Origin of the sequence: Arsenophonus sp. aPb, from assembly GCF_029873475.1 — a bacterium.
Taxonomy (GTDB): Bacteria; Pseudomonadota; Gammaproteobacteria; order Enterobacterales; family Enterobacteriaceae; genus Arsenophonus.
In genome coordinates this window covers 538,498-552,807 of sequence record NZ_CP123499.1, presented here as the reverse complement: position 1 = coordinate 552,807, position 14,310 = coordinate 538,498, and the positions used below count along the sequence as shown (strand labels likewise).

The 14,310-nt window shown below is 40.0% G+C and carries 11 protein-coding genes and 1 riboswitch; of the genes, 4 read left to right on the top strand and 7 right to left on the bottom strand.

The features are described 5' to 3' along the window. Nucleotides 1-35: 35 nt before the first annotated feature. The 4 genes from parE to nudF all read right to left on the bottom strand — a co-directional run bounded on the left by parE (nt 36) and on the right by nudF (nt 4,204). Complete coding sequence (parE, locus tag QE177_RS02365; RefSeq protein WP_280551159.1) at nt 36-1,931, bottom strand: DNA topoisomerase IV subunit B; 1,896 nt, start codon at nt 1,929-1,931, stop codon at nt 36-38. Nucleotides 1,932-2,027: 96 nt separating this feature from the next. Continuing rightward, complete coding sequence (gene yqiA / locus QE177_RS02360) at nt 2,028-2,612, bottom strand: esterase YqiA (RefSeq protein WP_280551158.1); 585 nt, start codon at nt 2,610-2,612, stop codon at nt 2,028-2,030. Then, nucleotides 2,612-3,451, bottom strand: coding sequence for a 3',5'-cyclic-AMP phosphodiesterase (gene cpdA / locus QE177_RS02355; RefSeq protein WP_280551157.1), 840 nt, complete (start codon nt 3,449-3,451; stop codon nt 2,612-2,614). Before cpdA ends, yqiA begins: the two co-directional genes overlap by 1 nt. A 105-nt stretch (nt 3,452-3,556) precedes the next feature. Continuing rightward, complete coding sequence (gene nudF, locus QE177_RS02350; RefSeq protein ID WP_280551156.1) at nt 3,557-4,204, bottom strand: ADP-ribose diphosphatase; 648 nt, start codon at nt 4,202-4,204, stop codon at nt 3,557-3,559. Nucleotides 4,205-4,437: 233 nt separating this feature from the next. Between nudF and tolC the strand changes: the two genes are divergently transcribed. The 3 genes from tolC (at nt 4,438) to QE177_RS02335 (ending at nt 7,957) form a co-directional block, all read left to right on the top strand. Then, on the top strand, nt 4,438-5,823 hold the full coding sequence (gene tolC / locus QE177_RS02345) for an outer membrane channel protein TolC (RefSeq protein ID WP_280551155.1): 1,386 nt from the start codon (nt 4,438-4,440) through the stop codon (nt 5,821-5,823). 209 nt (nt 5,824-6,032) lie between these two features. Then, on the top strand, nt 6,033-6,791 hold the full coding sequence (locus tag QE177_RS02340; protein WP_280552192.1) for a DUF1190 domain-containing protein: 759 nt from the start codon (nt 6,033-6,035) through the stop codon (nt 6,789-6,791). A gap of 5 nt (nt 6,792-6,796) precedes the next feature. After that, nucleotides 6,797-7,957 carry a glutathionylspermidine synthase family protein gene (locus QE177_RS02335; protein ID WP_280551154.1) on the top strand — a complete coding sequence of 387 codons (1,161 nt, stop codon included), beginning with the start codon at nt 6,797-6,799 and terminating at the stop codon, nt 7,955-7,957. 314 nt (nt 7,958-8,271) lie between these two features. Here QE177_RS02335 and ribB read toward each other — a convergent pair whose 3' ends face one another. Beyond that, nucleotides 8,272-8,925, bottom strand: coding sequence for a 3,4-dihydroxy-2-butanone-4-phosphate synthase (ribB, locus tag QE177_RS02330; RefSeq protein WP_280551153.1), 654 nt, complete (start codon nt 8,923-8,925; stop codon nt 8,272-8,274). A 119-nt stretch (nt 8,926-9,044) separates the two neighbouring features. Then, a riboswitch (FMN riboswitch) is annotated at nt 9,045-9,210 on the bottom strand. A gap of 241 nt (nt 9,211-9,451) precedes the next feature. Here ribB and QE177_RS02325 point away from each other — a divergent pair. Next, a complete protein-coding gene (locus QE177_RS02325; protein WP_280551152.1) occupies nt 9,452-9,718 on the top strand; it encodes an accessory factor UbiK family protein in 267 nt (88 codons plus the stop codon). Nucleotides 9,719-9,770: 52 nt separating this feature from the next. On the opposite strand, the gene hldE is transcribed toward QE177_RS02325, so the two are convergent. Continuing rightward, a complete protein-coding gene (gene hldE / locus QE177_RS02320) occupies nt 9,771-11,198 on the bottom strand; it encodes a bifunctional D-glycero-beta-D-manno-heptose-7-phosphate kinase/D-glycero-beta-D-manno-heptose 1-phosphate adenylyltransferase HldE (RefSeq protein ID WP_280551151.1) in 1,428 nt (475 codons plus the stop codon). A gap of 110 nt (nt 11,199-11,308) precedes the next feature. Beyond that, nucleotides 11,309-14,161 (bottom strand): bifunctional [glutamate--ammonia ligase]-adenylyl-L-tyrosine phosphorylase/[glutamate--ammonia-ligase] adenylyltransferase, encoded by a 2,853-nt coding sequence (gene glnE / locus QE177_RS02315; RefSeq protein WP_280551150.1) that lies wholly within the window; start codon nt 14,159-14,161, stop codon nt 11,309-11,311. Nucleotides 14,162-14,310 lie beyond the last annotated feature (149 nt).

Here is a 14,310-nt window from a genome sequence, read left to right as displayed (position 1 = left end):
CATTTGATTCCTTAGTCTTTGGTTAACAGTGTCGATTACACTTCAATTTCTATCGCATCGCCTTTATTTTGTAACCAATTTCGACGATCTTCTGCCCGTTTTTTCGCCAATAACATATCCATCATCGCGAGTGTTTCTTGATAATTATCATCATTAATAATGAGTTGAACTAAGCGGCGTGTATTAGGATCAAGTGTGGTTTCACGTAATTGAGTCGGATTCATTTCGCCTAACCCTTTAAACCGCTGGACATTCGGTTTGCCGCGCTTATAGCTGAGCCTATCGAGAACAGCCGCTTTTTCGCCTTCATCAAGGGCATAATAGACTTCTTTACCTAAATCAATACGGTATAAAGGTGGCATAGCAATATAAATATGTCCTGCTTTGACTAAAGCGGGAAAGTGACGAACAAAAAGTGCGCAGAGTAATGTTGCAATATGCAACCCATCGGAATCTGCATCGGCAAGAACACAAATTTTACCGTAACGGAGCTGGCTAAGATCATTGCTGTCTGGATCAATACCAATAGCCACTGAGATATCATGGACTTCCTGTGAAGCTAAAACCTCATCGGAAGAAACTTCCCAAGTATTCAGTATTTTCCCTCTTAACGGCATAATCGCCTGATATTCACGATCACGAGCTTGCTTAGCCGATCCCCCGGCTGAATCACCCTCAACTAAAAATAGCTCAGTGAAATTAAGATCTTGAGAAGTACAATCTGCTAATTTACCGGGTAACGCAGGCCCACTGGTCAGTTTTTTACGCACAACTTTCTTCGCTGCGCGTAGACGCCTTTGCGCACTAGAGATGGTGAGCTCCGCTAATTGCTCAGCTTCTTGAACATTTTGGTTTAACCACAAACTAAAAGCATCTTTTACTACGCCGGAAACAAAGGCAGCGCTCTGGCGAGAAGAAAGACGTTCTTTAGTCTGGCCGGCAAATTGTGGATCTTGCATTTTAACTGATAGGACATAAGCACAGCGTTCCCAAATATCATCACCAGTCAATTTCACACCGCGAGGAAGTAAATTACGGTATTCACAAAACTCTCTCATCGCATCCAGTAAACCTTGACGTAATCCATTAACATGGGTACCACCCTGTGCAGTTGGAATAAGGTTAACATAACTCTCGGTTAATAGTTCCCCACCCTCTGGTAACCAAAGCAATGCCCAATCGACCATTTCTAATTGGCCGGCAAAATTACCAACAAACGCTTTTTCCGGTAAAGTAACTAAACCGTTCACTGCCTCCATTAGGTAGTCGGTCAAGCCATCGTTATAACGCCATGTCTGCTCAGTATTATTTATTTTATCCTTAAAGATGATTTCAACACCAGGACATAGCACAGCTTTAGCTTTTAATACATGCACTAAACGCGAAATAGAAAAACGTGGGTTGTCAAAAAAGTGGCTATCTGGCCAAAAACGCACACCAGTACCGGTTGTCCGTTTAGCGCAACTACCAATTACCTCAAGTTCCTGGACTTTTTCACCATTTTCAAAAGCAATTCGGTATATTTGGCTATCACGACTGACGGTTACTTCAATACGTTTTGATAACGCATTCACTACGGAAATACCAACACCATGTAGTCCGCCAGAAAATTGATAATTTTTATTAGAAAATTTTCCCCCGGCATGTAACTGCCCCAAAATCAGCTCTACAGCAGGTACTTTCTTTTCGGGATGAATATCAACAGGCATACCTCGGCCATCATCAATCACTTCCAGCGACTGATCTTCATACAGGATGACATCGATACGTTTAGCATAACCGGCAAGCGCCTCATCGACACTATTATCAATGACTTCCTGAGCCAGGTGATTTGGTCGAGAGGTATCAGTGTACATTCCTGGCCGACGACGTACAGGTTCTAAACCACTGAGGACCTCGATTGCCTCTGCATTATAATTAGATTGAGTCATATTATTTTCTGCGGTAATTGACGATTAATTAGGCAAATAAATGCTGAGATACTGATGATAATAACAGTCATTCAGCTATTTTGGATAATTTTTTACTTATTTTGTCTTTGCCAAAGCTAAAAAACGCATAATTTGTGGAAAATAGTAGTCAAATCCAACAAAAGCATGGTTACCTCCTGACTCTATTGTTTGCTTACACTCCATAAGATAGGTAACAGCTTGACGATAGTCCAATATTTCATCACCTGTTTGTTGTAATAACCAAATTAAATCAGGCGCTGTTAATACCTTAATTTGTATCTTTTGTAGTTCATTTAAATGATGGGGTTGCAAAATGTAGCGTTCGTTTGTGTAAGGATTGACTTGCTCACCTAAATACTGTTGAAACAAATCAAAGGGACGTACAGCTGGATTGACAATAACAGCAGGTAAATTAAATTTCTGCGATAACCAAATAGCAAAATACCCCCCCAAGGAAGAACCTAACAACCCAATCGGCTCTCCCGCATGGGCTGTTACGAGATTCTGTAAAAACTCAATTGCTGCTGCCGGATAACAAGGAAGTTGGGGTATCAGCATATGCACTTCTGGGTGTTGTCGCTGTAACCAAATTTTTAAGTTATTTGCTTTCTGTGATAAAGGGGAACTATTAAAACCATGAATATAAATTAATTTTGACATTAATAACCGCCTGAATCCAAATCTGGGCGAAATTTATCACTATCCAATCTGAAAACTTGGCTATTCAACACATTTTCACCGGCATCATTGCTTGAGAGATTAAGATAACGCCAGCCCGGTGCCATGCTATCTAATGTAAAATTAGTACAATGAGGTTTAAATTGGATACAGGTTGATGGTGTTGCCATCATGCGAACTCCTTGCCAATATTCATCTATTTCCTGATGAATATGGCCACATAAGATCGCTTTAATTTGTTGATATTGCTTTAAATAGTCAGCCAAAATATGAGAATTACGCAAGCAATGTTGATCAAGCCAGGTACAACCCGATGGTAAAGGATGATGATGTAACATCAGTAAATGACTACGCTCCGTGTAGGCATCAAAACAGCTTTTCATCCACAACAACTGTTGTTTGGATAATTTTCCATGTACAGCCCCTTGTATTTGGCTGTCCAACATAAGGATTTGCCAATTATCATTAATTAGCACTTGTTTAGAGGGTAAAATTCCTGCTTTCGCTAAAGTAGCTACCATTGCCGGTTGATAATCATGATTGCCCGGTAACCAAACACAAGGAGCAGACAACCGCTTGATCCCTTCTGCAAAATGCTGATAGGCTTGTGCGGATTGATCTTGGGCCAAATCACCGGTAGCGACAACCAGGTCAACATTTTCATCGCGGGCTAAAATTGCATCAATCACTGCATGAAAACTTGCAAAAGTATTGACACCAAGTAGAGTATCATCAACATTAGCAAAAAGGTGAGTATCGGTAATTTGCAAGATCCTCACCAGACTTTTTTGCTTTGTTGTAAATTTGAACAGACTATCCAAGCATTTTCCTTAGTTTCTACCTACTTTATACGTTATTTTAACATTAATACTTTATCAATAACTGTCGGCTGATACACACTTCTTTTTTATATTATGAATAAGTAGTTATTTTAAGTTATTCAACCAATTATTTTTCAACCTAAGATAATTTAATTGTAACCACTGTATTGCGATTACAGTAGCCGCATTATCAATTACCCCTAATTCTACCCATTGATAAGCTTGTTCGCGACTAACAACATGAACACGAATATCTTCATTTTCACTGCTTAATCCATGTACACTTCCCGGTTTGATTACTGTTGCATTAATTTCACCGATATGAACATAAATACGCTCAGTAGTGCCACCTGGGCTGGTAAGATAACTTAGTGCATAATGACAACGCAAAATGGTAATACCCGCTTCTTCTTTAGCTTCGCGACGAACTAGCTGTTCTAAGCTTTCATTTTGTTCTACCATGCCAGCAATAGCTTCTAACAACCACGGTGTTTTGCTAGTTTCAATCGCTGGAAGCCGTACTTGTTCGACTAACACAACTTTATCAAGACAAGGATCATAGGGTAAAATAACGCCTGCATTGCCCCGTTCCAAAACTTCACGCCGAATTTCCTTGCTCCAACCCCCATTAAATAACTTATGGCGAAAGCGGTATTCTACAAAACGAAAAAAACCATTATAAAGATCGAACTTAGCCGTAATTTCCACATCATTTTGGCTAAACTTGAAGGGTAAATTTTTTTTATCACTCATAGAAACTCTCTGAATTTATATGCATTAACTGACAAAAAAGTGAGACTTATATAACGTTTTTTAAGGAAATTAACTTATAAATAATGTAACATCGACCAGATTTAACATGATAGATGGCACAAACAGCTACCATGGAATAATGACATATTCTGCTAAAATTAGCGGTATTCATGTTTTTCTGAGATAACTAAAGCAAAAAATTGCATAATAAATTGCATAATCAAGGAATAAGAATGAAAAAATTTATCTCTCTTTTTATCACCATTAGCCTAATGGGACTAAGCGCCTCTGGGCAAGCTGAAAATTTATTGCAAGTCTATCAGAAAGCAAAAGAAAGTAATCCAGATTTACGTAAATCGTTAGCAGAACGTAACCAAGCATTTGAAAAAATTAATGAAGCACGAAGTCCTTTACTTCCGCAATTAGGTTTAGGTGCAAATTTCACCTATAATAGCGGTTATCGTGATAACCGTGACACGGAAAACAACCAACTTGGTGCCAATCTTAAACTCACCCAAACTATCTTTGATATGTCAAAATGGCAACAGTTAGACATACAAGAAAAAACCGCCGGTATTGCTGATGTTACTTATCAAACTAATCAACAAAAATTAATTCTTGATACTGCCACAGCTTATTTTGACGTGTTACGCGCAATTGACTTATTAGACTATATTGAAGCTCAGAAAAAAGCCGTTTATCGCCAGTTAGATCAAACAACACAACGTTTTAACGTAGGATTAGTGGCTATTACTGATGTACAAAACGCCCGTGCTAATTATGATAGCGTATTGGCGCAGGAAGTATCGAGCCGTAATCAATTAGAAAATGCGCTGGAAAAGTTACGCCAAGTTAGCGGCATCTATTACAGCCAATTAGCCGCTTTAAATATTGATCACTTCCGCACGCAAACACCTGCTCGAGTAGAAAAACTATTAAAAGATGCTGAAACGCGCAACTTAAGTTTACTCAGCGCACGTTTATCACAAGATCTGTCGCGAGAAAATATTCGCTATGAACAGTCAGGACATTTACCTACCCTTGGTTTAGAAGCGTCAACGGGCGTTAATAACACCCATTATCACGGTAGTGCTAATCAGCAAATATTGAACAGAAATGGCCCTAGCTATACTGGCCAAAATAGCGTTGGACTAACGTTAAGCGTGCCGTTATATACCGGTGGCAGAACTAACTCACGTGTTGAGCAAGCGCAGTATGGTTATATTAGTGCCAGCGAACAGCTTGAAAGTACTTATCGCAATGTTATTCAGATAGTACGCTCTTCCTATAATAATGTTATTTCTTCTATTAGTAGCATCAAAGCATACCAGCAATTAGTCATTTCAGCACAAAGTTCGTTAGATGCGATGGAAGCAGGCTATCAAGTCGGCACCCGAACTATCGTGGACGTGTTGAACGCAACAACAACCCTTTTTCAGGCAAAGCAGAATCTAGCTAATGCACGTTATGACTATCTGATTAATGATCTGAAAATCCAATATGCCCGCGGGACGTTAAATGAAAGCGATTTAATCCGTTTAAATAATAGCTTAGGCAAAACATTATCAACCTCACCGGATACAATTATTAATCCGATGAATGTTCCACAAATACATTAAATAAATACTCACTTATTAATGCCCACATATTGTGGGTTTTTTAGTGTAGCGAAAATTAATTAGAAAAGTTGTATTTTTACCACTTAAAATAAATAATCCGATTGATAGCCATATTTGTGCCAGCTTTTTGCTTTAATTTCCATCGTAATTACCCTATTCTATCCTTGTTTCACGATTTTTATTTCGACCTTCAGGATAGGTAAATGATGATGAAAATAAAGCGCACGAAGAATATTAATCAAAATGCTTTTCGTAAAAGCTGGCGCGCCTACCGCTTAGCACCTGTTGCCTTAGCAATTAGTACGGTATTTATGTTGTCCGCTTGTGAACAAAGCGACGAAAGCGTCTCTTTATATACTAATGCGGAGGATTGTGCCCAGAAAAACCCCGCTCAAAGTGAACAATGTTCGCTTGCTTATAAAAATGCATTGCAGGAAGCAGCGAAAACTGCACCTAAATATGCGACACGTGAAGATTGTGTGGCTGAATTTGGTGAAGAAAAATGTACTCAGGCTTCCAGCCAAACCGCAACGCAAACTGCAACACAAAATCAAACTGCATCGCAAACTCAAACTGCAACACAAACTCCAGCTCAAGCTGGTTTGACAGAAAATCAAGCCAGTGGACAAAGTGGTAGTTTCTGGATGCCATTAATGGCAGGTTATATGATGGGACGTCTAATGGGCGGTGGTGCAACTGCCCCAGCGCCTGCAGCGCAACCTCTGTTTAGCTCCAGCAATCCTGCTAGTCCTGCCAATGGCAAATTCGTTGATGCCAGCGGCAAAAACTATGGGCCAGCGGTAGCGGGAGGTCGAACAATGACCGTACCACCATCGGCTCTTGCCCCCAAACCGGCAACAACGACCACTATCACTCGCGGTGGTTTTGGCGAATCAGTTGCTAAACAACAGGCTCACATGCAGCGTCAAAGTACCACTTCGTCTTCTCAGCGTTCTATGGGAGGCTAATGGCGATGATAAGGATGCCCATCACTGAAAGGCCTGACTGGAAAGAAAAGGCAACTGAATTTGGTTTTCATTTTCACACCTTATACGGTGAACCTTATTGGTGTGAAAATGCTTATTATCAATTTACTATGCAACAAGTTGAAGAGCTTGAAGCAACCACTGCGGAATTACATCAAATGTGCCTGCAAGTGGTGGAAAAAGTGGTTAGTAACGAGGAATTATTGCTAAAATTTCAGATCCCTAAACATTGTTGGGAATTTGTTAATCACTCATGGAAAACTAATCAACCTTCACTCTATTCCCGATTGGATTTAGCTTATGACGGTAAAAGACCAGCAAAATTATTAGAAAATAATGCAGATACACCCACATCTTTATATGAAACCGCATTTTTTCAGTGGATCTGGTTAGAAGATCAGATCAATGCTGGCAATTTACCGGCCAATGCTGATCAATTTAATAGCATACAAGAACAACTTATTGAACGCTTTGCGCAATTACGTCAATCATTTGGCTTTAACTGGTTACATTTTGCCTGCTGCCAAGATAGTGACGAAGATCTCGGCACCATCCAATACCTTCAAGACTGTGCTCACGAAGCCAATATTGCAACCGAATTTCTCTATATTGATCAAATTGGTTTAGGTGAAAAAGGACAATTTACCGATCCTAATAACCAAGTTATTAGCAATCTGTTTAAATTATATCCTTGGGAGTTTATGTTTAGAGAGATTTTTTCTACTAAGTTAGCCGATGCCGGAGTAAGGTGGTTAGAACCAGCCTGGAAAAGCATTATTTCTAACAAGGCATTATTACCTATGCTGTGGGAAATGTTTCCTAATCATCCCAATCTTTTACCTGCCTATTTTGCAGCAGCTAATCCGCCAAAACTAGATCGCTATGTGATCAAACCTATTTTTTCGCGCGAAGGGGCAAATATTCGTATCATTGATAATGAACGAGAAATTGCCTCAGTAGACGGCCCATATGGCGAAGAAGGTATGATTATTCAACAATTTTATCCCCTGCCACAATTTGAAAATAACTATACATTAATCGGTAGTTGGCTGGTAAATGATCAACCAGCAGGAATTGGTATTCGAGAAGACAAGCAATTAATTACCCAAGATCTATCCCGTTTTTACCCACATATTATTCTAAACTAATCGTTGCAACATAAGTGCAAGATAATGACAAGGTAATCATTATCTTGCTGTTATCACTGTTATAACTGACAGATTGAAAAATCAAATTGTCAGACGGACAAATTAATTAGCAACTATTTTTTATCTGAGCACTGCCGCCTCAGTTCGGGGAAGCCAATTTATTCGTTTAACCAATCGCCCTATATTTCCACTATGTCCATACATTTGCAATGTGATTGTTATTCGATAGACATTTTCCACTATGACAATACTGGTTTAACTATAAAAAATATATAGAATAAAATTTAATTATGGAAAATGGCTGATTGAGTCTACTAACCCGCCTTTTTAGTAAATTGCTGACGATAGGTTACCAGATCTTCAATCGTTATTACCGGCATATCATGTTGCTTGGCAAAGATAAGCACTTCTGGCATACGAGCCATGGTACCATCGTCATTTGTCAACTCACATAAAACGCCTGCTGGCTTAAAACCTGCTAAAGTCACCAAATCAATGGTCGCTTCAGTATGACCACGACGCTGCAATACCCCTCCTTCTTGGGCTCTGAGCGGAAAAACATGCCCTGGCCGATTAAGATCAGACGGTTTTGCATCATTGGCAATGGCTTTACGAATAGTCATTAAACGATCACTGGCCGAAACACCGGTTGTAACCCCTTCGGCAGCCTCAATAGTGATAGTAAATGCGGTTTGGAACTGACTAGAATTTTCTTCGACCATCATTGGTAATGCCAGTTGCATACGGCGTTCTTCCGTTATACAAAGACAAACAATTCCACTGCCATGGCGGATAGTTAATGCCATCTGTTCAACTGTCATCGTTTCAGCGGCAAAAATAATATCACCCTCGTTTTCACGGCCTTCGTCGTCAAGTACCATCACACCTTTACCTTGACGTAATGCCTTAAGAGCAAGCTCTATACGTTCAATTGGATTGCCATACGCGGAAAGTGACGTCTGATTCATGGTAAAACCTCATCAATAAATACTAAATTACCAGAACCAGGGCGAGCTTGGGAGTAAAAAAATCAAACTAGTATCTTTAAAAGCTGCGCATAGTTGGCAGAGCTCAAAACTACAGATATTGTTATTCTCTCCCATCCGGACTATAACCGTCGGTTCCAGAATCTCACTGGATCTGCTGACTTCCATTGCACATTGCTATAATGGAACGCTCGCGGACTTGATTATTCAATTAGCAGAATAAATATCACCGCCGGTGGGGAATTTCACCCCGCCCTGAGATAAACAGCTAAACTATATCGTGAATATAATTCTGTAGCAATCAACAATAACAAAATATATATCAGTCAGATAGCATTTTGATTTATATAATCAGCCAACTTGCTATTAAGTGGTTATTTCCGCTAATTCAGCACCATTTTTAGTACCAAATTTATTAAAAATAATTTTGTCAAAGTAAGCTGATTATTTTAAGATCTGCTATTAAATAACCTATAAATTATAATTTGTGACCAGAAAGGATATAGTAATGCTTGACGCGAAAAAAATAGAACAAGTTGTTCGCCAGATCAAAGATACCTTACCGCAAGGGATACGTGACTTAGGTGAAGATCTTGATAAAAAGCTACGGGCAACATTACAGTCCCAATTAGGAAAACTCGATTTAGTTTCACGCGAAGAATTTGATATTCAAACACAAGTTTTACTGCGAACCCGTGAAAAAATGATCGAAATGGAAAAACGCATCGAACAATTAGAAAAAAAACCGTTAGCTAACGAAAACAAAAATGAATAACAAAATGCCACGATACTACTATCGTGGCATTGCTATTTTTTACGCCAAAATATTAATCATTTTTCATAATTGTATTAATGATATTTGTTGTAGACAGCCCTTGTTCAAAATTAAGCACTTTAACTTCGCCACCTGCCGCCCAGACCTCTTGGCTACCGGCAATATCTTCCGGCTTATAATCACCACCTTTAACTAATACATCAGGTAAGATTTCACTGATCAGGCGTTGAGGCGTATCCTCTTCAAATGGGACCACCCAATCTACCGAACCTAGCGCTCCTAACACAGTCATACGTTGAGCTAATGGATTAATAGGACGCTCATCACCTTTTAGCCGTTTAGTTGAAGCATCACTATTGACAGCAACAATCAACCGATCGCCTAACTTGCGCGCATTGGCCAAATAGATAACATGCCCGGCATGTAAAATATCAAAGCAACCATTGGTCATCACGATCTTCTCGCCACGGCTACGAGCAGCAGCAACCGCACGCTTTAGTTGCTGCTCATTCATCACCCCAAAACCATCATCAGCGCGACCATGAATGGCATTTTCTAACTCGATAGGTGACACCGTTGAAGTACCCAATTTTCCAACCACGACTCCAGCCGCTGCATTAGCTAATACACAAGCTTGATGAAAATCCTGTCGTGCCGCCAACGCCGTAGCCAAAACACCAATAACCGTATCGCCGGCGCCGGTAACATCATAAACTTCCTGCGCTTGAGTCGGTAAATGTAAAGGCGGTTTTTCACGTTGCAACAATGTCATCCCTCGTTCAGAACGAGTGATCAGTAATCCCTTAAGATCAAGGGAATTAATTAACTTCATCCCTTTCTGCTCAATTTCAGCATTGCTAGCACATTTACCAACAATCGCCTCAAATTCAGACATATTGGGGGTTAATAAAGTCGCTCCGCGATAACGTTCAAAATCATTGCCTTTCGGATCAATAAGTACGGGTACTTGAGCAGCATTTGCTAATGCAATGATCTGCGAAATTTGCGCTAACGCACCTTTACCATAATCAGACAGTACCAGTGCTCCAACATGTGGCAAAACTTGCCGAATACGATCTAATAGCGGATTTATATCGACACTAGCAAAGCCTTCTTCAAAATCAAGCCGAATAAGTTGTTGATTATGCGATAGAATTCTCAGCTTAGTAATAGTAGGATGCGTTGATAAGGTGACAAAATCACAACACACATTAGCTTGATTGAGTTTCTCGGTTAATACTTCAGCGGCTTCATCGATACCTGTCAGCCCTACCAGACGAACATTAGCGCCTAAAGCAGCAACATTCATAGCAACGTTAGCCGCACCACCAGGTCGTTCTTCTTTCATTTCCACTTTAACGACCGGAACGGGCGCTTCTGGCGAAATTCGGTTAGTTAATCCATACCAATAGCGATCTAACATAACATCGCCGATCACCAAAATACTAGCCTGTTTAAAATCAGGGAGAGTGATTTTCATCCATACTCCAATTACAAATAAATTACCGCAATCAAAATTGCTACCAATAGTAACATAGCCCAGCTCTATCAATCATACTAAAAAGTACGGCCAGTCAATTCTATTTCAACTTAACTAGCATAAAACCATTTTTGCCAACTAAGCAGGACTTTTTCACGTTGCTGTTCAAACTGAGAGACTAACACTTTACTGGGCAACGCCTGTAATGACAAATGATGCAATGTGTCTCGCATTTCAGTATAAATCTTAATTAGCTGTTCAGCTTCCTCGCTAGACATTACAGCATATTCAGCTAACAGGGTAAAAATACGCACATTATCTGACCAACGCAGTAATTCTACCTTGTCTGCGCAGTAACGTAATACTAGATATTGAGCAATAAATTCAATATCAATGATACCGCCAGGATCAGTTTTTAAATCAAAATATGCCTGCTGCCGGTTAGCTTGATGCTGATACATTTTTTGTCGCATCTCAACGATCTGCTGACGTAATATCGTTTTTTCTCTTGGTATCAGCAGAGCTTCTCGTCGAATTCGGTTAAATGCTTGTTCTAATGTCGGTTCAGCAAAAACTATTCGTGCTCGGATCAAAGCTTGATGTTCCCAAGTCCAGGCTTGCGTTTTCTGATAATCCTCGAATGATTGGAACGTACTAACCAACATGCCAGATTCACCCGATGGGCGCAAACGAGCATCTACCTGATAAAGGATACCTGAAGAAGTTCGCGTACTAAAAAGATGAAGAATTTGCTGAGCGAGTCGTAAATAAAACTGGTGGCCTTCAATGAGGCGTTGCCCATCAGTAACAACACCTAATGGGCAATCAAACAAAAAAACTAAATCTAGATCAGAACCATAACCCAATTCAAAGCCACCCAGTTTACCATAACCTACAACAGCAAAACCGGTTACACTAATTGGTTGTTGAAATAGATGAGCAGGTTTACCATAACGCTTAGTTAATTTATTCCACGCTAGTTGTACCACTACTTCAATAATAGCTTCGGCCAAATAGGTCAAATGATCACTCACTTTCATCACCGGAAGCACGCCAGCAATATCTTCAGCAGCAATGCGTAAAAGCTGAGCTTGTTTGAATTGCCGCAATGCTTCAAGCTGCTGTTCATCATCATTTTCATCAATGCGCAATAAATATTGACGTAATTCATTGCGATAAGCGGTAACGGGTAATGGTTGGTAAAGTGAGAAGGGATCGATTAATTCATCTAGTAATAATGGATGACGAGCTAATTGCTCAGCAATCATTGGTGATGCTGCACAAAGACGGATCACATGCGTTAATACCTGTTCAGATTCTAAAATTAATTCTAAATAAGTTGTCCTACTAACTATACTGATAAGCAAGGGAATAATTCGTTGCAAAATTCGATTAATATCATCTCTATGATAGGTTTTAGCTATCAATTTTGGCATTAATTGATCAAGTACCTCGCGGCCACGGGGACCAATGGTTCGCTTAGCTAAATCTTGGCGAAATGGCCATAACTGTTTAATAATATTTTGTTTTTTCTCGTCTTTACACTCAGATAATAGGGTTTCCAGTTCACTTTCACTACTAATTTGTTGCCAGAAATAAACAAAAAATGTTAACAGAGTATCATCGCTTTTCTCATCATTTCGACCAATAATTTGCACAAATATCGCGTGGACACTTTGCATTCTAGCTATAAGTTGCTGATAAAATGCCGGCCAACCGTCAAACCCCATCGCCCATGCCAGTCGCGCCTGTTGTAAAGCTTGCTCAGGTAACATCTGAGTTTGTTGATCATTAATAGATTGCAATATATTTTCTGTTCGCCGTAAAAACAGATAATTATCCGTTAATTGCGTTACCTGTTCTGTTGTCAGCAATGAAAGCTCATCAATAGCGATTAATGTGGGTAACAAAGCCGGCGAGCGTAAGCTAGGTTCACGGCCACCTCGAATTAACTGGAAAACTTGGCCAATAAACTCTATTTCACGGATACCACCGGCACCTAATTTAATATTATCTTGCCAACCCTGGCGACGGACTTCACACTCAATCATGTTTTTCATATTACGCAACGATTGAATAACACCAAAATCGATATAGCGTCGAAAAACAAAGGGACGCAACATATTTTTTAACCCATCGCGATAAACTGAGTTATCATCACCGATAATGCGCATTTTGATCATCGCATAACGTTCCCAGTCGCGTCCCTGTTCCTGATAATAATCTTCTAAAGCAGCAAAACTAAAGACTAATGGCCCACTATCACCAAACGGACGAAGGCGCATATCAACCCGATAGACAAAACCATCTATCGTTTTATGCGCCAATAAGTTAATTAATTTTTGACCTAGTCGGGTAAAAAACTGGCTATTTTCCATCTGACGGCGTCCCCCTTGAGTAACCCCATTTTCAGGAAAGGCAAAAATCAAATCGACATCGGACGAAAAATTTAACTCTCTACCGCCTAACTTGCCCATAGCAAGGATTAGCAGTGGTTGTGGCTGTCCCTCTGGATCACAAGGTGTTCCCCAATTTTGACAACACTCCTCATACAGCCAATCTCTCGCAGCGATAATTAACGTTTCGGCTAGCTCACTCAGATGCTGCAATATCTGCAACTGACTATTGCTATCATCATGGAATAGTTGTAACCAGGCGATCCTAATTAGCATTTGATGACGAAACTGCCTTAGGATCCGCTGCAACTCCTCCTCACCAGCAATATTGGCCAGCTGTTTGGTTAACCATTGATGATAATGTTGCCATTCGCCTATTTGCGGTGGCTGTTGACGTATGGCCACCCACCAGGCAGGATGGTTTTTGATCTGCTGATAGGCAAAATCGCTTAAAGCAAAAAAAGTTTTTTCCTGGGGCGATAGCGGTAAAAGCTCCGGCACGTGACGCTGAAAATCATCTACCACCCATTGCGCCTGCTGAACCAATATTAATGGCAGCAATTTCATAAAATGCCTTTCATTAGGGTAGTGTTAACGCTGTAAGCCATTGGGTAAAAGATAGATATATTGTTGTTAAAAAAGATTTCTGCATTAAAAGCCACCCATCATAACCTTAGTAATGAAAGATCAATGCACAGCTCAAAAAACAGGCAGAA